The 19,378-nt window shown below is 38.9% G+C and carries 11 protein-coding genes and 5 pseudogenes; 8 read left to right on the top strand and 8 right to left on the bottom strand.

What is annotated here, in order from left to right:
- Window positions 1-205 precede the first annotated feature (205 nt).
- The gene (locus F944_RS01555) at window positions 206-3,703 is read right to left on the bottom strand and encodes a hybrid sensor histidine kinase/response regulator (protein ID WP_010588676.1); all 3,498 of its coding nucleotides are present in this window, start codon (window positions 3,701-3,703) and stop codon (window positions 206-208) included.
- A gap of 182 nt (window positions 3,704-3,885) precedes the next feature.
- Here F944_RS01555 and F944_RS01550 point away from each other — a divergent pair, with 182 nt between their 5' ends.
- Together F944_RS01550 and F944_RS01545 are read left to right on the top strand one after the other, a co-directional pair.
- On the top strand, window positions 3,886-4,218 hold the full coding sequence (locus F944_RS01550; protein ID WP_004985785.1) for a DUF485 domain-containing protein: 333 nt from the start codon (window positions 3,886-3,888) through the stop codon (window positions 4,216-4,218).
- A gap of 2 nt (window positions 4,219-4,220) precedes the next feature.
- Window positions 4,221-5,936, top strand: a complete 1,716-nt coding sequence (locus F944_RS01545) for a cation acetate symporter (RefSeq protein ID WP_010588677.1) — start codon at window positions 4,221-4,223, stop codon at window positions 5,934-5,936.
- A 105-nt stretch (window positions 5,937-6,041) separates the two neighbouring features.
- Here the strand turns inward: F944_RS01545 and F944_RS01540 are convergent, their stop codons facing one another.
- Complete coding sequence (locus F944_RS01540) at window positions 6,042-6,416, bottom strand: hypothetical protein (RefSeq protein ID WP_004985778.1); 375 nt, start codon at window positions 6,414-6,416, stop codon at window positions 6,042-6,044.
- Window positions 6,417-6,606: 190 nt separating this feature from the next.
- Between F944_RS01540 and F944_RS01535 the strand changes: the two genes are divergently transcribed.
- A complete protein-coding gene (locus F944_RS01535) occupies window positions 6,607-7,287 on the top strand; it encodes an ion channel (RefSeq protein ID WP_004985776.1) in 681 nt (226 codons plus the stop codon).
- Window positions 7,288-7,483: 196 nt separating this feature from the next.
- Window positions 7,484-9,454, top strand: a complete 1,971-nt coding sequence (locus F944_RS01530) for a BCCT family transporter (RefSeq protein WP_004985775.1) — start codon at window positions 7,484-7,486, stop codon at window positions 9,452-9,454.
- A gap of 54 nt (window positions 9,455-9,508) precedes the next feature.
- On the opposite strand, the gene omp33-36 is transcribed toward F944_RS01530, so the two are convergent.
- Window positions 9,509-10,411, bottom strand: coding sequence for a porin Omp33-36 (gene omp33-36 / locus F944_RS01525; protein WP_004985773.1), 903 nt, complete (start codon window positions 10,409-10,411; stop codon window positions 9,509-9,511).
- A 1,043-nt stretch (window positions 10,412-11,454) separates the two neighbouring features.
- Here omp33-36 and F944_RS01520 point away from each other — a divergent pair.
- A pseudogene (locus F944_RS01520) lies at window positions 11,455-12,199 on the top strand (IS5 family transposase).
- 543 nt (window positions 12,200-12,742) lie between these two features.
- Here the strand turns inward: F944_RS01520 and F944_RS01510 are convergent.
- The gene (locus F944_RS01510) at window positions 12,743-13,081 is read right to left on the bottom strand and encodes a winged helix-turn-helix transcriptional regulator (RefSeq protein ID WP_004985763.1); all 339 of its coding nucleotides are present in this window, start codon (window positions 13,079-13,081) and stop codon (window positions 12,743-12,745) included.
- A gap of 120 nt (window positions 13,082-13,201) precedes the next feature.
- Between F944_RS01510 and F944_RS01505 the strand changes: the two genes are divergently transcribed.
- A complete protein-coding gene (locus F944_RS01505; RefSeq protein ID WP_004985760.1) occupies window positions 13,202-13,744 on the top strand; it encodes an NAD(P)H-dependent oxidoreductase in 543 nt (180 codons plus the stop codon).
- 147 nt (window positions 13,745-13,891) lie between these two features.
- Here F944_RS01505 and F944_RS01500 read toward each other — a convergent pair.
- Window positions 13,892-14,579: pseudogene (locus F944_RS01500) on the bottom strand (ATP-binding protein).
- Here F944_RS01500 and F944_RS17220 point away from each other — a divergent pair.
- A complete protein-coding gene (locus F944_RS17220; protein WP_126624527.1) occupies window positions 14,510-14,674 on the top strand; it encodes a helix-turn-helix domain-containing protein in 165 nt (54 codons plus the stop codon). The pseudogene F944_RS01500 and the gene F944_RS17220 overlap by 70 nt on opposite strands.
- Before the next feature lie 618 nt (window positions 14,675-15,292).
- On the opposite strand, the pseudogene F944_RS16920 reads toward F944_RS17220, so the two are convergent.
- From F944_RS16920 to F944_RS16915, 3 pseudogenes are all read right to left on the bottom strand, one after another.
- Window positions 15,293-15,415: pseudogene (locus tag F944_RS16920) on the bottom strand (VF530 family DNA-binding protein); the annotation flags it as partial.
- 113 nt (window positions 15,416-15,528) lie between these two features.
- Window positions 15,529-15,663 (bottom strand): annotated as a pseudogene (locus F944_RS16560) (IS3 family transposase); the annotation flags it as partial.
- Window positions 15,664-15,783: 120 nt separating this feature from the next.
- Window positions 15,784-16,878: pseudogene (locus tag F944_RS16915) on the bottom strand (IS4-like element ISAba33 family transposase).
- A gap of 383 nt (window positions 16,879-17,261) precedes the next feature.
- Between F944_RS16915 and F944_RS01480 the strand changes: the two are divergent.
- On the top strand, window positions 17,262-18,881 hold the full coding sequence (locus F944_RS01480; RefSeq protein ID WP_004985753.1) for an oleate hydratase: 1,620 nt from the start codon (window positions 17,262-17,264) through the stop codon (window positions 18,879-18,881).
- Window positions 18,882-19,378: the final 497 nt, after the last annotated feature.

The following is a 19,378-nucleotide window of genomic DNA, read 5'->3' as shown; positions in this document are numbered from 1 at the left end:
GTAATTGTAACTAACTATGCGCATGTTTTATTACAAATTGGTGAGACTTTGCCATAGTGGATTGTGAATTGGAAACTTTGGTCAATTGGGGAATAGCAAAAGGCTCATTTTCTGAGCACTTTTGCCTATTTGTCAAAATAAAACGCCAATTTTCATCTTGAAAGGTCACGGTAATATTCTGAAATGCAAAAGCTCGACTCAACGTTTATGCGTCTGAACTAATTTTTAGACCTGATAACCATGCACGTAATCCAGCGGGTTTTAGTGGTTTTTTCAGCAGTACAATATTCATTTCTTTTAATCGCTGAGGTAATTCAGGATCAGAATCGGCGGTAATCAGTGCCACAGGCACAGAGGCAGGGCGATGTGCCAAAATAAAGTCCATTCCAAGTTGATCTCGATTTAAATGTTGATCAATCAACCAGACCTGAATATTTTCAGTCTGAATAATAGTCAAGGCTTGTTCTGGTTCAGTTGCCTTAAATACATCATAGCCCCATTTCGACAATAAAGCGGCCATACCATCCAAAATGGTTTCATCATTATCCAAGCACAGCACCCGATAACCTGTTGCCAGAATAGCCGTATTCTGTTGCAAGGCGGCAACCGTCTTTTGTGGTGCTGGAACGGTAGGCACTTCAATCATGAAAGTGGAACCTTTTCCAAGCTCAGAGTAAACCTCTACAGGATAATCCAGCAGGCTGGTCATCCGTTGTACAATCGCTAGACCCAGACCTAAACCTTGTTCACCCCATGGCGAGGTATGACCACAACGCTCAAATTCCTGAAACAGTTTAATCCGTTGTTCTTCCGCAATACCCGGACCTGTGTCCCATACCCCGATGCGGATATGTTGAGGTTTTCTAGCTGAACGCAATACACCCACCACCACACGCCCAGAGGCGGTATAGCGCAAGGCATTACTCACAAAATTTTGAATAATGCGTCGAATCCACTGTGGATCGGTATCAATCCAGAATTGGGCATCATGGACTTTGAGCTGAATATTGCGCTGCGCAGCAATTGATTTAAATTGCAGCGATAAATCACTCAGTAAATCATGCAAAGGATAAGCCTGTCGTTTCGGCTGTAATGAACCGCCTTCTAGTCGGGCAATATCTAGCAGGGCTGATAGCATACTTTCAGCCCCATAAAGAGCGCGGTCAAGTTGTTGCAGGGTTTGACGTTCTTGTTCACTATGCACACTTTGTTCAAGTACGGTACTAAACAGGCGAGCCGCATGCATCGGTTGGAGCAAATCATGACTGGCAGCGGCAATAAATCGGCTTTTCGACATATTGGCTTTGTCTGCCTGTTCACGTGCCAATTGCTGTTCAGTTAAAGCATCCGCGAGCTGTTGAGTTCGATCCATCACTCGTGCTTCTAGCACCGCCTCATTTTCACGGAACGCGGTAATATCAGCAAAAGTGGTGACAAAACCACCCCCTTCAATCGGGTTGCCGCGCATCTGAATGACACGACCATCTTTACGAATACGTTCAAATTCATGAGCGCTTCCCACTTGCATCCAGTGAATACGCTTGCGGACATGTTCTTCGACGGAACCCGGCCCACATTCACCCCTTTCGGCGTTATAACGAATCAGATCTGCAATCGGGCAGCCGACATAGACCAAATCTTTAGGATAATCAAACAGCTTTAAGTATTGGTTATTCCATGCGACCAGACACATGTTTTCATCAACGACACTCACGCCTTGTGTCATGTGATCAATCATAGTCATCAACAAGTTTTGGTTAAAGCGTTGCCATTGTGATGCCTGATCCAGAATATTGGCGACTTGTCCCAAAGCCAGACCATTATTGACCATGGCCGTGGTGAGCAAAGTTCGTGCAGAGGCAGCGCCAATGGTTCCCGCCAGATATTGTTCAGTAAAACGCCACCACATACCATTGGCAAAACTGTGTTCATTTAAGAGGACGTTGTTTTGACTACTAAATTGTGCAAATGCGTGTTGGGTTGGACGATCACCCGTAATACGCTTGGCGAGTGTAATCAGATCACCTACCCGCAGTCGCGCGGCATCATGATGCAAATAACTCATATCTGTCGAGGTATGTTGTGCAGGTAAAGGCTTGGTTTCATAATAAAAGAAACTTTCTGCCTGAATTTGTTCTGCCACACTTGGACGATAAATACGGGAAATCCAGACATATAAAATAATATTTAGACCCAGCGCCCAAATCACCCCATGCGTCAAGGGTGCAAAAGATTCAAAACCCAAGAGTGCTTCTGGGCGTAACCAGCTAATATCGAAAGGACCTGAGTGAAGAAAGTGATAGGAAAAATCCTGATATTGATCAGGTAAACTTATTAAAATGGTAGGCAGTAGCAGCGTGTACATCCACATCAAGAAGCCAACAATTAAGCCTGCATAAACCCCCTGACGGCTACCACCACGCCAGTACAATCCTCCAATCAAGGCTGGAGCAAACTGTGCAACGGCACTAAAGGCCAATAGGCCAAAAACAGAAAGTTGATCGATATCATTAAAGAAATGAAAAAATAAAAAACCCAGTAACATCACCGCTAAAATACAGATGCGACGGGTAAATTTTAGCATTTGAGGCAAACGGGTATCGTGGCGCGAAATCAGGTTAAAGCGCCACAATGCAGGCATGATCAAGTCATTACTTAGCATAATCGACAGTGCTACCGAAGACACGAGCAACATCCCTGTAGAAGCAGAAAAACCACCCAAAAAAGCCAGCAGGGTGAGCCATTCCTGATTATAACTGAGCGGCAAGGACAGCACCGCGACATCTGGAATTGTTAAAAACTGAGGTGCCGCATGTAGCGCCCAACTGGCGATGGGAATAATGGCAAGCGTGGTTAAAATCAGATACACCGCAAACCAACGCCGAGCGCCACGAATATGTTTTTCATCACGCAGCTCGACCACCGCGACATGAAACTGGCGTGGCAAGCAAATAATCGCCAGACCTGCAAGTAAAGTCTGAATCCAGAAAGTTTCTGGAACACCAAATAATTGCACTTCATGAAAAGTTTTGGCCACGTCATGACTGATTTGCCGCAGGTTATTCGGCGTTTCAAAAATAAAAAACAATGCGACACAGATCAGCGCAGAAAGTTTAACGAATGATTCAAATGCTACCGCCAGCATTAAACCACCATGTTGTTCGGTATTGGCAATCTGGCGCGTCCCAAACATCATAGCCAGTATGGCCAGAACGCCAGTCATTAACAGAACACTGTTGGTGGTGGTATTTAAATGCGGCCCCTGATCAAGTACCACCGAAGCACTGAGGGCAATAGCACGTAGTTGCAAGGCCAGATAGGGAATGATGGCAATCACGGCAAGGATTGTGACAAGCGAAGCCAATGTCCCGCTTTTGCCATAACGTGCAGCAATAAAATCGGCAATCGAAGAAATTGCATGGTGGCGGCGGACTCGTCCCAGACGGCGCCAAATATCGTAGCCGAACCAAATAAATAGCAGTGGCCCTAAATAAATCGGCAGGAAAATGATGCCTTCACGAACAGCAGCACCTGTCGCACCATAAAATGTCCATGAGGAACAGTAAACGCCTAAGGTTAAGCTGAACAGCAACATTCGTCCGCGTGTACTCAAACGACTGGCATGCTTTTCACCAAAAAAAGCACACAGGAATAAGACTAAAATATAAAGGGCCAATACCCCAATAATAAGCCAGCTGTTCATAGCACCTAAACTGTTCAACGCTTGGACTATCATACCTTAAGCCGTCACAAAGCTTGTCATGTTGTACAAAATTTAGCGACCAAAGTCTAAGTTACGAACCTCATACAAGCTTGTTAATTTAGTAGCGTAAAGAAAAAGGATTAAAAAGCGCCCATCGACGGTCGCTGTAAAAGGAGTAGTTTATGGATGACGTTCAGGTAGAGCGAATTCTACAAAATCCAAAATTTAAAGAAATGGTAAGCAAGAAAGCGAGACTCAGTTGGACATTGACAGCAATCATGCTGTTTGTTTATGTCGGCTTCATGCTACTGGTCGGTTACAACAAAGAATTTTTAATGAGTTCATTTAGTGGTGGTGTGACAACTTGGGGAATTCCTTTAGGTTTAGGCATTATCGTATTGTCCTTTGTATTGTGTGCAGTGTATTCCTACATTGCCAATAATACCCTCGATCAACTGAATGAAGATGCATTAAAAGAAGTTGAGGCGATTACTCACGAGAAAGGATTACACTAATGATGAAATGGAATTCATTCAAGACACAGGCCGCAATAGCAGCAAGTGCGATGTTGTCCACAGCTGCCATGGCAAGTCCTGATCTAGGTCAAGCACAGCAGCAAGCAACGAACTGGCATGCCATTATCATGTTTGTGATCTTTGTGGGTGCAACCCTGTTCATTACCAAATGGGCAGCCAAGCAAACCACAAATACCAAAGATTTCTATACTGCGGGCGGCGGAATTTCAGGATTCCAAAATGGTCTGGCGATTGCGGGTGACTATATGTCGGCAGCATCGTTTCTTGGTATTTCCGCGATGGTGTTTAGCTCTGGTTTTGACGGCTTACTTTATTCACTGGGTTTCATGGTGGGTTGGCCAATCGTTTTATTCCTGATTGCAGAACGCTTACGTAATTTAGGTAAATATAACCTGTCAGATGTAGTGTCGTTCCGTCTGGAAGAAAAGCCAGTACGTACTTTGGCTGCATTTAGTTCATTGGTCGTGGTTGCATTCTATCTGATTGCACAAATGGTCGGTGCGGGACAGTTAATCAAACTATTATTCGGTTTGAACTATAATATTGCTGTGGTTATTGTGGGCTTACTGATGATGGCCTACGTAATTTTCGGTGGTATGTTAGCGACAACATGGGTACAGATCATCAAAGCAGTATTATTACTTTCAGGTGCAACTTTTATGGCCTTCATGGTCATGAAAGCGGTTGGTTTTAGCTTCAGTAATATGTTTACCCAAGCGATTGATGTCTATTCAAATGTGCGTCATATCAGCTTTGAAGAGGCGAGCAAAATCATGGGGCCAGGTAGCTTGGCATCCAATCCGATTGATGCGCTTTCACTAGGCTTGGCTTTAATGTTTGGTACAGCAGGTCTGCCACATATTTTGATGCGTTTCTTTACCGTAAAAGATGCGAAAGAAGCACGTAAATCAGTGGTTGTGGCAACAGGTTTTATTGGTTATTTCTATTTGCTGACCTTTATTATTGGTTTTGGTGCAATCCTGTTTGTCTCAAACAATCCACAGTTCCTTGATGTGGCAAAAGCTGCGGTAACAGGTAAATTAGAGCTCGTTGGTGGTAACAACATGGCAGCAGTGCATTTAAGTGATGCATTAGGCGGCGACTTGTTCATGGGCTTTATTTCAGCAGTGGCTTTCGCAACGATTCTCGCGGTTGTAGCAGGTTTAACTCTTTCAGGTGCATCTGCAATTTCACATGACTTGTATGCCAACGTCTTTAGAAAAGGTCAAACAACACCTGAGTCTGAATTACGCATGTCTAAAATTGCAACCATGGGTCTTGCGATCTTTGCGATGATTTTAGGGATTTTGTTTGAAAAGCAAAACGTCGCATTCATGGTGGGATTGGCTTTCTCGGTTGCATGTTGTGCCAACTTCCCAATTCTGGTTTTGTCGATGTTCTGGAAAGGTTTAACAACACGTGGTGCGGTTATTGGTGGAGTCGTCGGTTTATTAACTGCGGTTGTTCTGATTATTCTCTCTAAAGCTGTGTGGGTAGATACCTTGAAGATTTCTGATACACCAATCAATCCATTTAATGGCCCTGCAATCTTTGCAATGCCACTGTCATTCTTCTGTTGCTGGTTCTTCTCAATCACAGATCATTCAGCACGTGCCAAAGCAGAACGTAAAGCATTTGATGCACAATATGTTCGCTCAATGACAGGTGTCGGCATCTCTGGTGCTTCAGATCATTAAACTTTAAAATTCTTCAAGCAAAAGTCATCGTTAGAACGAGGACTTTTGCTTTTATGCGATCAAATTTATCAATGATCAATTGAGCGACATTATTTTTGTTGTGACTTATTTTTTAGTATAGATCTGACCATTCACTTGCATTTTCCATTGGCCATTTTCTTGATAGGGCGCATGCTCAACACTAAAACTTTTACCCAGATCACCTTGTCCAATTTCAAAACTATGCTCATCAAATTGGGTAATACTGGCTTTGATATCGGAGTGCTCTGTCAGGCTGACTTCACGATCTGAGGTTTTCTGATCCTGATGTTCATTGTGTTTATAGGTTACTTGACCATTTTTTTCAATTTTTAAGCTGTCGGTATTACTTTGCCAGTTCCCAATATAGTCAGGATGCTGTTCCAGCATTGGATTGGTTTTACCACAAGCGGTCAATACTAAAACCAGACTCAAACTGAGAAAAACTGAAGCGCGTTTCATTTGTTATAACCTTATTGAATTATTTAAAAATATTATGCGATAGTCGACTGTAACAAGTTACAGTGTTTTGATCATTTTCTGTGAAACATTTTTACATAGATGATCTTTACTCTTGGTGATAGGGCAAGAGAAGATAGAAAAACCTTAAAACAAATTTTTTGATAAAAGAACAAAAAATATAGGATATGACATGCAGGCATTCAGAGATTTTTGGAAAGGCTTTCGCTTATTACCTTCAGCATGGTTATTGATCGTTCAGTTTTTTATTTTAATTCTTTCATCTATTAGCCATGATAGTCATATTTCTTATCGTGCCATCAGCTGGGTATTGGGTGCATTGGCATTATTGCTTATTGCCAAAGTCATACGCCAATCACCTGCTTTTACTGCGCTGGGCTTATTCTTTGTGAGTGGTGCATTACTTTTTTCAATTCTAATTCTGCTAGGTTATCGCGAACCAGCCATACAAATTACAGCTCATATTTTTGAGAGTCTGGCTTATTTTTATGCGGCTTATGGTTTATTACGTTATATGTTTGCCGATCGTTATTTGACCAAAGATGAAATGTTTGCGGCTGGAGCAGTGTTTACTTTATTGGCATGGGGCTTTGCTTTTCTCTACAATATTTGTCAGTTGATCGATCCTAACAGTTTTATTAAGCCTGAACATATTGGCTTAAAAAGCTGGTTAGACATCCTTTTTTTAAGCTTTAGTCTGCAATCCGCTACAGGTCTTTCCGATATTGTGCCTTCAGGTGCAGCAGCCCGAGTCATTGCGATTATCCAGATGTTTGGAGGGGTTATGTATTTGGCAGTGATTGTTACCCGTTTAGTTGCATTGCAGTACACGCGACACAGTCCAAAAGATTGAATTTATAACGATCAATAAAGTTTTGTTACAGCTCTACAACGTTTCTAATGAAAAATCTCCATAAAATACAAAGGGTGAGAGATAGCGGCTCTTACTTTTTAAGATCAATATCCTCTTATATATTCTTGCCACTTTTTTGTGTTGTCTTCTGTGATCGAGAGATCACGTTTTTATTAAAAAATAATCTGGGGGATCTATGCCTTCCAAAACGTCATCTTGGATGAGTAATATCAATCCAAATGTGTTTTTCAGTACACTCGCAATTATCGCGATCTTTCTCGCAATTGTCATTATTGCACCCAATTCCTTTGAATTATTGACTCAGCAGTTGAAAGACTGGATTACTGAGTCGTTTAGCTGGTTTTATGTCTTGTCAGTTGCTTTCTTTTTGATTTTGCTGATTATTATTGCATGTTCTCCAAGTGGTAAAATCAAACTCGGTCCTGATCATAGTCAACCCGAATACAGTAATAGTTCATGGTTCGCCATGTTATTTACTGCGGGGATGGGGATTGGGCTTATGTTTTTTGGTGTGGCAGAACCGATTATGCATTATGTCACGCCCCCGACAGGAGAGCCTGAAACCATTCTTGCTGCACAGCAAGCGATGCGTGTTACCTTTTTCCACTGGGGCTTACATGCATGGGGGATCTACGCCATAGTAGCCTTGTCACTGGCCTACTTTGCCTATCGACATAATCTTCCTCTAAAAATTCGTTCCTCACTCTATCCCTTGATTGGTAAGAAAATTTATGGGCCAGCAGGCGATGCGGTCGATACCTTTGCAACGATTGGAACTATTTTTGGGGTGGCGACCACGCTCGGATTTGGTGTCACTCAAATTGGTTCGGGTCTGAACTATTTATTTGGTTTGCAAACCTCCGCGACTTCACAAATTATCCTGATTGTTGTGGTCAGTGCCATGGCGAGTCTGTCTGTCGGATTAGGACTCGATAAAGGGATTAAACGTCTTGCTGAACTTAATTTGGCATTGGCTGTCATTTTATTGCTGTTCGTATTTTTTGCTAGCTCAACCATTTATCTGCTGCAAACGACTATCCAAAATGCAGGACAATATGTTTCTAACCTGTTTGATATGACTTTTAATCTTTATGCCTATCAACCTACAGGCTGGATTGGTGGCTGGACGATTATGTATTGGGCATGGTGGATTTCATGGTCACCATTTGTGGGAATGTTTATTGCTCGAGTGTCCAAAGGTCGCACCATTCGTGAGTTTATCATTGGCGTCTTATTTATTCCGACTGGATTCACCCTGATCTGGATGGGATTTATGGGCAATGCGGGGCTTTATAGTGTCTTACATGATGGAAATATAGGTTTACTTAGCGCGATACAAGGCGATTCATCGGTTGCATTATTCGAGTTTTTGGGCACATTGCCTCTATCTGGTGTAATGAGTTTACTGGCCACGATTCTGGTGATTTTATTTTTTGTGACATCCGCAGACTCTGGTGCACTGGTGGTCGATTATCTGACTGCAAAATCCGATGATTCACCTGTATGGCAACGTCTGTTCTGGATTGTGGTCATGGCAGCCTTGGCCATTATTTTATTGCTGGCAGGTGGTTTAACCGCCTTGCAATCGGCAACCATCATGAGTGCTTTGCCTTTCACGGTGATCATGTTATTGATTTGTTGGGGTTTAATTAAAGCACTGAGGATTGACAGTACCAAAATGCAGTCAATCCAAGAGGCGCGTACTACGCCGCGCGCGATTCAAAATCCGCGTAGTTGGCAACAGCGTTTAGGCTTGATTATGCATTATCCGCATTCCAAGCAGGAAGTGGATGAATATATTCAGACGACAGTGAATAGGGCCTTTGAAAGTATTCAAAAAGAATTCCGTCGTCGACATTTGACAGCAAAAATAGAAAACACTGAAAATGGTTTGGTGTTGAAAGTGGATCACCATGATGAAATTAACTTTATTTATAATGTGGTTTCACGTGAAACAGTGCCACCAAGCTTCATGGTGAAAGATCAAGCTACCGAAAATGAAGAATATTTTCAGGCAGAGGTGTTTCTACGAGAGGGTGGTCAGAATTATGATGTGATGGACTGGACACAAGAAGATTTGATTCAGGACATTATTGATCAATATGAACGCCATTTATATTTCTTAAATGTTGTGCGAACCACCTAACGCAAAAAAAGAGGACTCAATTTGAGTCCTCTTTTTTTGTAAAGTTAGAATCTATTAGAAACGAACTTTAGCGTTCAAACCGATCGTTTGCGTATCAAGATCTGAACCTTGAACATCTGCTTTCAGGTAAGATGCACCCACCGCAACAGCTGGAGTAATGAAGTAATTTACATTCGCTCCCCAAGCTTGTCTAAAGCGACCTAAATCATCACCTTTAATGTTTGCTTCGCCATCATTACCAATAAATGTTGCGCCAACACTGAGTTTTGGTGTTAAGTAAAGATCAGATTTTAAACCATATTGATTTTCCTGACCAAACGCACCAGCAACTTCAAAACCGACTGCCATATTCGTACCGTCGATTGGACCCACATACTTCGCACGTGCAGTCACAGCATCTTGATCGTCTTGAATCGCAGCAGTTTGATTGACTGCCGAGTAAATACCATTGTTCATGATACCAAAAGTATCTAAAGAGAATTGATCAGCCACGCTGGTATAACCGACAGCCATTAAGAAGTTAGGAAGCAACATTGCACCAACTTCAAGTGAGTAACGGTCACCGTGGTCATCACGAGAGATCTCATTTTTACCATCAGCATCGGTATGGTTATAAGATGCACTTGCATAAACAGGAACATAAGGTGTTGGAAGATAAGCTTCACCTTTTGCACCATAAGTGCCAATGTGGTAATTAATACCATCTTTCACATCATATTGCTGATAGCTATAACCAAGCGAAACGCTAGAAGCTTGGTTCAAAAATGCGGCTTCAGCTAAAGGGCCTTTAGATGCATCAACATCCTTTAAATAGAATGTACCGTTAAGGTCACCTGTAAAGTTTTTATCATTCGCAGTCGTATCTACAAATTCTGATTGACCTTGAACTTCAACTTGATATGCGTGAGCACCGGTCATGGCTAAAAGTAAAGCAGTGGCTAAACCGAGTTTTTTCATAGTAGTTTCCAGCGTTAACAAGAAAATTAAGCTGCGGTCATTGTATTGTAACAATTTATGAAGTCAATGATATTAAAAACAGGCAGAGTCAAGGCTCTTGGGTCAGCTAAGTATCTGAATAAAAAGTGATCATTTGAAATAAATCTTGTCAACCTGAAAAAAATTACTATTTTTACAATTAGCTAGAAGCTTGATTGCTACCCAAAAAATGTAAGTAAGCGTAAAAAGAAGCGTGTTTTTTGATTGTAAAATTAAATTATTAATTTATTTTTAATTGATAAAAACTTTTAAATATTTTTCTTTAAAGTGAATATCATGCCAAATTTATTATTTTTATGTGTATTAATGTGAAATTAATCACACTAAAAAATTAAATCGAATGATGTTTGTTTGGTTTAAAAAGATAAAATTGTTAAAACATTAACCATTAATATGAAGAAGTGTGATGCCGCTCTGTAAAGAATGGTAAAAATCAGGAAAAAAACATAGTAATTTATATAAATACGCTTTACATCAATCAAATTTTTTTAGATAATTGCATCAAGAAATCTTGACTGGTTTGGTCGAATTTTAGTTTCTCAAACGAATTGTTTTAAAAGTTTTACTTTTTATATGCCCAGCTTTCCCCAAGGTTGGGCTTTTTTTTGCTTGATCTTTGATAAATGAACATTACTATAAAAAGATATTTGGATAATAAAACTGAAGATAAAAAAAACCCAACCGATAAGAGAGTGGTTGGGCTGAAAAGGATGTTAGTTGGGAGAAACATCCTTGAGGAAGTTGCTCTATCTCTGCTTTAAGATTAACTTCGGAATATGTGTTAATTATGAATTTAGATTTATAATCTGTAAAATTGATAGTTTTGATTTTATTAATAGTTTTTTTCTATTTTATTGCGCTGTTTTAAGTGATATTCATCTGATTCACAGAGTTGAGTAGGCTGCATATTTTTTCATTGTTAATTAGGGTGTGTTGACATGTTTAGTATAAAAAAATAGCGAAATAGTAAAATTAAATCGCCAAACCCAATTTTACTATTCGTTATGCCTCTTACCATGCTGACAGATCAACACTGGCAAAAGTTGAAAGCTATTTTGCGTAATTTATCTATTCATCACAACTCAAATTTATGTAAGTTTATTGAAACTATTCTATATAGAATGAGAACAGGCTGTCCTTGGCGAGATATTCCTTCTGCTTTTGGCCAATCTAATTCAATTTTAAACGCTTTAATCGTTGGTCAAACAGTGGGAAGTTTCTTATATTATTGAAGTTATTGGCATCTCATTCAGAGATGGAGTGGATTTTTATTGATGGCTCTCATGTTCGTACTCATCAACATTCAGCGGTATCCCTAATCAAGCCATTTCTAAAAGTGTGGGAGGAAAATCCTCAAAAATACACTTAATTGTTGATGCGCATGGTCACCCTATTGATTCTATGATTACTGATGGAACCACGCATGATGTTAAAATTGCGCCAGAGTTAATATCGAAATTAGAGTTAACCGAAACAGACATGGTATGTGCAGATAAGGGCTATGACTCAGAACCATTAAGAGAACAGATTAGACAGACAGGCACTAAAGCGAATATACCTAAAAAATCGAATAGTCAGTCAAATAACGATCATATGGAGTGGTATTTATATAAGATCAGGCATTTAGTTGAAAACACGTTTTGTAGATTAAAGCAATTTAGAGAAATAGCCACTCGGTATGATAAGCTCAAAAGAAATTATGAAAGTTCAGTTGCTCTGGCTTGCATATTTTTATGGCTATCTTTATAGATCAGTATTTGATCGCGAAATGTCAACACACCCTGATGGAATTGAATATTTCAAATATATTTGCAACACGATTAGGTTTTGCACGTAAAGTTAAAAGGCTATCTCAGAAAAAGCTTGGTATTTTAGTGGGTAGCGATGAATCATCGACTAGTGCCCGAATGAATCAATACGAAAGAGGTAAGTATACTCCTTACGTTCTGCTGGCTTCGCAGATAGCAAAGATATTGGAATTCCCATTATCTTTTTTTATGCACCCACAGATGACTTAGCAGAATTGAATTAAATATTCTATAGTCTAGATGAAGATAAAAAGATTGAGCTTTTAGCTTTTGCTCGACAACTTAAACAAATACAAAATTGAATATTTACTCAAGCTAAGCAACGTTGTGGAACTTTGATCAAAGAATAGGCGTGGAGCGTGAAAAATCCAGAAAAAAGCCCGATCTGGAGAGACTGGGCTTTTAAAATTAATACAAGCAATTGTTTTAAATAAAATTAATATAGCGACTTCGTATAAGCACCATTATGTTAAATAAGTTAATTTTAAAGATTTTTATTGCGTTCTCCCCATTTACACATCATATCCAATAAAGGGATTAAAGATAATCCTCGTTCGGAAAGGCTATATTCTACTTTTGGAGGTATTTGAGGATATTCCTTACGAATAATAAGGTGATCTCTCTCCATTTCTTTAAGCGTATTGCTAAGAGTTCTGAATGAAATGTTACCTATAGAGCGTTGTAGCTCGTTAAATCGCATTACTGCTTTATATTCATAAAGCCAGTACATAATGATCATTTTATACTTTCCATTAATCAGAGAAAGAGTATATCCAAACCCTGTATTTGTTAGGGGTGTATTTGATGGAACACATTCACTCATTTTAAATTCCTGTACTATCATTTTGTATAGTATATAACATTAAGTACCGTACTTATATTTAGTAAAGCGCAAATATATAATTGTTTCATCAATTTTAAAACTAAATAGAGTACTTCAACGATGAAGAAGACGTTAGTAATAGTCGCACATCCTCAAATCAATGAATCTGTTGTAAATCAACGGTGGGCTGAAGAGCTAAGAAAACACCCTGATGAATTTACAGTTCATGAAATTTATAAGGCTTATTCAAATGGAGTAATTGATGTTGCTAAGGAACAGTCCCTTATTGAAGAGCATGAAAATTTGATATTCCAATTTCCTATTTATTGGTTTAACTGTCCACCATTGTTTAAACAGTGGTTAGATGAAGTTTTTACATATGGTTGGGCTTATGGTTCAACAGGTGATAAGCTGAAAAATAAAAAAATTATGCTTGCTGTTTCTGCTGGTATTAAATCAAAAGATTACTCGGGTACAGGACGATATCAGTTACCGTTAAATCAAGCACTTTATCCTTTTGAGTTAACCGCTTTATATGTCGAGGCTGATTACCAACCAATCTATGCATTTTACGGTACAGAAAGTAATCCAACTTCTGAGGATGTTGATCAAAGCGCAGTTGATTATGTTCAGAAACTACTACACTTAGCTAATAGTGGCTAAGTGTTAAGTGAAGAATATCTAAAATTAACATAATACGGCTTATAAAAAGTTAGCATTGTAAGCCCAAAATAGAAAGTCCGCTTAACAGTTATGATAGCGGACACTTTCTATTTATGAGTGATCTTTTTAACGTTTCCGATAGTCATCCTAATAGCACGGCACAATCATCAAACCATTTTCATGCAGTCTAGACCAAAGTCTGGTTCCTAAATCTCTCAAATTGAGCAAGAGAAAAGTTAGAAATGAGTAAGGTTGACTTCATCTGATCATAACGACTGTATAAAACTTTATGCACCATTTCCAGACGTTTCTCATGGCGATCGTGTATTTCATATTCATCAATGACCAATAAATCAAAACTCGTTAACTGTCGAATAATTTCATCTTCGCTAGAGCTATGATCAGACCATGAATCCATCATCTTTTGTGCAATCTCTGCACTAATAAAATACCTCACTGAGCAAAAACTGCTGTGTAATATATTTCGGATAATCGAAGCACTAAGATGCATTTTGCCATTACCTGAAGAGCCTAATAAAGCAAGATTACAGGATTCACCAGAAATGAGTTTTTGAGCGAAGCATTGGTAGTGATTCACTGCATCTTCTTGGGCTACTTTCGTGATGCTAAAGTTTTTAAAACCACAGTGGATGTATCTTTTCCTTAACCCTAACCCTGAATTTGAAAGTCTTTGCTGTAAAAGATGCTTCTGTATTTCAGCTGAATGCTGTTCTTGCACATGGATTACGTTCTCATTAGCACACGATTTACAAATTAAATGACCACCAATTAGAGTCATATGTTCATGATGAATGGGACAGAGCTGATCAGTCATTTGAAACTATTGATAAGATTTGTATTGCTCTTAACGGAGAGGTGGGAGATTTATTAGTTTTTAAAAATATGAATGAAAATCATGTTGTTGAATAGTGTTTTGGTCACAAATGGTCACAAAAAAATGCCTTGGTCACAAATTACGATTGAGAAAGAAAAATAGTGGATCATTGTCATCTAAAGAGAGAAAAATTGACCTTAGGTACTTCATTTTTTAGAGTGTTTTTTGTACACAGTTTCAAATCATTTAAGATCAATTGAGCTCATTTTTATAACGTGGGCACAATTTGGTCACATCTTGGTTACAAAGTTTTTTAATATGACTTCGTGATATCGAGAATACAAAGACGATCACGGCTTTATTAAGAAGAAAAAAATTATATAAATCAAAAATAAAAAGCCCCTATCTTTCAATAGAGGCTTTTCAAAATCTGGAGCGGGAAACGAGACTCGAACTCGCGACCCCAACCTTGGCAAGAGTCACCAACATAAAATACACTAAATAACATAATCGGTATTTTAATAAATCCTATATATAACAGTTATATAGAGTTTTTGTTTTGTGTGGTGTAATTTAAGGTAGGGTAGGATACTTTGATTTTTGGTCACTAATTTATTGTGATAATCAACAATAATAACCAACATACACATGCTTAATCTAAAGGTGTTTTACTGACTGGTATAATTTTATGATGAGAGGGGTGTTGCTTGGGGCTACGGTTTCTGTTTTGCCTTTTGGCGTAAGACGTATAAATATAAGCTTTCTACTTTTTCACGTGCCCATGGTGTGGTCCGCAAGAATCGTAATGATGATTTAACACTTGGGTCTATGCAAAAACTGAACCGTACCGGGTTTGTCGGAGACTTTTTTATTTAAGTTAGGCCACCTGACCTAACGGGTTAATCTTATAATCGTACATTGCTTCAAGCTCAAAAGACGATACATAACTCAGCGCATCAAGCACCATATCTGTATTCTTACGTGTTGATACTTTCCAGCCAACAATTGCACATGAAAAAACATCAATAATAAATGTGGTTTAGACCCAATCTGAATGAGTTTTAATATATGTGAAGTCAGCGACCTGAGATACCGTCTTGGTAGTCAATCAGGTTTTGAGATTATTCGGCTAATAAATAATCTCTTTGATAGGCAGTCTGATGTTTTAAAACGCTATAACACAGATCTCTGTACACGACAAATTTCATAGGATCCTTGTCCTATCAGGCTTTTTCTTTCTTAAAATTGCTAGCACTTTCTTAAATTCTTCTTTTTTTCCAAAACCAATCAAACGTAGAATAGCCATTTGAACATAGTCCAAACCGTAGCGAAATAAACTTACTGAAAGTCGTCCATGCTTCTTTATTTTTATCGCTTTTTTCCGATCATGTTGCCATTCACCTGTTAAATAGCACCAACAGAAACCGATAGCTAGCACTGCTATCAATTTCTTGACTCGTCTAGGGTGGGTCTGTTAAACGAGTATTTTCAAGATTGAATCCACGTCCTTTGAGACAACTAAATAACGTTTCGATTTCCCAGCGTAATGCATAATCACGAATAGCAGAAGCATTAAACATAGGAGAAACAACAAGTAAAAGCTCTCCATCTTCTAATCGTAGCGCACTAATATACAGTTTCACTCGACCAACCCAAATACGTCGTTTACGACATTCAGTTTGACCAACTTGAAGATGACGAAATAAATCACTAATTTTATGATTCTTGGCTAAGTGATTGGTCACAATAAAGTTTTTTTAACACGTATACAGAAGTTAATGTCATTTTCAATTAACCATGTAAACCATTTCTCACCGATAAATTCTCTGTCTGCAAACACATTCACAATACGATCTTTACCAAAAATGGAGATAAAGCGTTGAATCAAAGCAATACGCTCTTTTGTATCTGAATTTCCACGTTTATTGAGCAATGTCCAAACAATAGGTATCGCTATTCCACGATAGACGATGGCTAACATCAAGATATTAATATCTCGTTTTCCCCATTTCCAATTAGTTCTATCCAAAGTTAATTGGACTTTATCGAATGAAAATATATTGAAAATTAACTGAGAAATTTGACGATAATCGAAATACTGATCTGCAAAGAAGCGTTGTATACGTCGATAAAATGATTGTGGTAATCACTTGATGGGTAAGGCTTTAGATGCAGAAGAAAGATTACATGTCTGTTTTACAATTAATGCAAGCATAATCAGTGTAAAACATTTTGCATGTGACTTGTTCCACTTTAGATATTTGTTTAAGATGAGATGTAACTCATTGAAATGTGTCATCATATTCGTCGTCAGAAAACAAGTATTATGCCATTATTTCAATGAGTTATCTTTTTTTGTCGTGTACAAAGATATTTTTTAATGATAAATAAAAAGCCTATTTTTAAAGAAATTTAGCATACGGCATAGTGAAAACAACAATAGAGCAATTACTCAACAATAAACATTAACATCAATTATTTAGATCATATTCAATTTTAATAAAAAGACAAATGTGTATTAAAAATAGCCATCATACGTCTATTTTTGATTACAAAATATAATGAGGGGATTGCTTCCCATTTCATACATTTTTCATATATAAAAAGACATACTATTTTTAAGGTTTTTCTAAACCAATTTTTTTACTTCATAATTTTTAACATCATAATTAAAGGTGAACCATGCAAAATAAGAAGCGCACCCCATTAGACGCGCAACAGTCCCATCTTTGGATTATTGGTGGTGGTATCGCAGGTATGGCTGCTGCTGCATTTGCAATCCGTGATGCCAAAGTCCCTGCCAAAAATATCCATATTTTAGAAGAACTCGATATTTCAGGTGGTTCGATGGATGGTGGACATACACCGCATGCCGCGCAAGCTTGGGTAACACGTGGTGGGCGAATGCTGACCGATGAAACTTATTTGTGCCTATGGGACTTATTTTCCAGTATTCCATCTTTGGAAAATCCAGACATGTCGGTGCGTGAAGAATGTCGTGAGTTTAATGAAAAAGTGAAAACCCACGCCAATGCACGGTTGATTGATGCCGAACATGTCATTGCGGATGCAGCAAAGCTTGGTCTGAATACGCTACATCGTGCACAGATGCTGCGCCTATTAGCTTCAAAAGAAGAAAAAATTGGCAGTCGCCGCATTGATGAGTTTTTTGATGAAACCTTTTTTGAAACCAATTTCTGGCGCATGTGGCGCACGACTTTCGCTTTTCAAAAATGGCACAGTGCAGCAGAGTTAAGACGCTATTTCTTGCGTTTTATTCAAGAATTGCCACGCATTCATACCTTAGCGGGTGTGAAACGTACCAAGTACAACCAATATGACTCGATGATTCTGCCCCTACAGCGTTGGTTAGTCGCACAAGGCGTCGATGTGCGTTTTGGACACTATGTCACAGATGCAGACTTCATTACCAATGCTGAAACTCAAGAACGCTACGCTTCACGCCTATATGTACAATTGCCTGAAGGCTCAGAGCAAATTAATCTGAAAGCCAATGATTTAGCTATTTTCACTTTAGGCTCTATTACAGCAGACTCACGTTATGGCGGTAATCATGACGTGCCTGCCCTTATTCGTCATCGAGAAGATCATGGCTGGACGCTTTGGGAAACGCTGGCACAAAAAGCCCCAGACTTTGGCCGTCCAATGACTTTTTATGGCAATGTCGATGAACATAAGTGGGAGTCTTTCACTCTGACCATGAAAGATGACGTGCTACTTAAACGTATTATTGACTATACAGGCAATGAACCAGGCACAGGCGCACTCATGACTTGGTATGAGTCGGGTTGGCATTTATCCATCGTGGTTCCTGCACAGCCACACTTTGCCGACTTACCTGAAGGTTTATATACCTTATGGGGCTACGGTTTCCAAATTGACCATATAGGCGATTACATCAAAAAACCAATGTCCGAAGCCACGGGGCAAGAAATCCTAACAGAACTGATTAAACAGCTCGGTTTTGACGACATTTTAGATCATGTTTTGGCAACGACTGATGTTACTACCGCCATGATGCCATACGCCTCTGCCCTATTCGCCTGCCGTAAACCAGGGGATCGTCCACAGGTAATTCCACAAGGCTCACAAAACTTTGCTTTCCTTGGACAGTTTGTGGAAATTGAAGATGACGTGGTCTTTACTGTGGAATATTCAGTTCGTGGGGCGATGCTTGCCATTTATGAATTTTTTGGGGTGGAACGTGAAATCCCTGAAATTTACAACGGTCTACTTGATCCCAAAGTGGGTTTAAAAGCTTTAGAAACAGTGTTCCACTAAGTTTTTAATATATAGCGATAAGAGCACCTTTATGTCGCCACTATTACATAGTTTAATTTAAGCAACGTTTGGATACACGAGTGTGGCAGGGATGCCACACGTTATCCATCATAATAGGGATGTTATGTATGGGTAACAAAGGCTTTTGCTTTCTTTTGGCTTATCAAAAGTAAGGGTATTGCCTACACAAACACCTTTTATACTTTATTGAAAGTTGAGGCCGTGTACGCACCTAATTTTAAATTGGATAAAAAGAAAAATTAGATAAAACTTTATATCTCATTCGTAAATAAATTGACTAATCAACATAGGAAAAACATCTCCACGTTTTAAATAATACTCCGAAACTGACTAAGTGCTTTTCTATCTTTTTCTCATGATTTTAGATTTCATAAAAATTACCTCTGTACACGACAAATTTCATAGGATCCTTGTCCTATCAGGCTTTTTCTTTCTTAAAATTGCTAGCACTTTCTTAAATTCTTCTTTTTTTCCAA

Origin of the sequence: Acinetobacter ursingii DSM 16037 = CIP 107286, from assembly GCF_000368825.1 — a bacterium.
In the GTDB taxonomy this organism is placed as follows: Bacteria; Pseudomonadota; Gammaproteobacteria; order Pseudomonadales; family Moraxellaceae; genus Acinetobacter; species Acinetobacter ursingii.
This window is presented reverse-complemented; position numbering and strand designations above follow the sequence as displayed.

Bases quoted from the DNA above. Each gene is read 5' to 3' on its own strand.
- F944_RS01545 (WP_010588677.1), top strand. From the start codon at position 4,221: ATGAAATGGAATTCATTCAAGACACAGGCCGCAATAGCAGCAAGTGCG.
- F944_RS01550 (WP_004985785.1), top strand. From the start codon at position 3,886: ATGGATGACGTTCAGGTAGAGCGAATTCTACAAAATCCAAAATTTAAA.
- F944_RS01480 (WP_004985753.1), top strand. From the start codon at position 17,262: ATGCAAAATAAGAAGCGCACCCCATTAGACGCGCAACAGTCCCATCTT.
- F944_RS01510 (WP_004985763.1), bottom strand. From the start codon at position 13,081: ATGAGTGAATGTGTTCCATCAAATACACCCCTAACAAATACAGGGTTT.
- F944_RS01540 (WP_004985778.1), bottom strand. From the start codon at position 6,416: ATGAAACGCGCTTCAGTTTTTCTCAGTTTGAGTCTGGTTTTAGTATTG.
- F944_RS01555 (WP_010588676.1), bottom strand. From the start codon at position 3,703: ATGAACAGCTGGCTTATTATTGGGGTATTGGCCCTTTATATTTTAGTC.
- F944_RS01535 (WP_004985776.1), top strand. From the start codon at position 6,607: ATGCAGGCATTCAGAGATTTTTGGAAAGGCTTTCGCTTATTACCTTCA.
- F944_RS01505 (WP_004985760.1), top strand. From the start codon at position 13,202: ATGAAGAAGACGTTAGTAATAGTCGCACATCCTCAAATCAATGAATCT.
- omp33-36 (WP_004985773.1), bottom strand. From the start codon at position 10,411: ATGAAAAAACTCGGTTTAGCCACTGCTTTACTTTTAGCCATGACCGGT.
- F944_RS01530 (WP_004985775.1), top strand. From the start codon at position 7,484: ATGCCTTCCAAAACGTCATCTTGGATGAGTAATATCAATCCAAATGTG.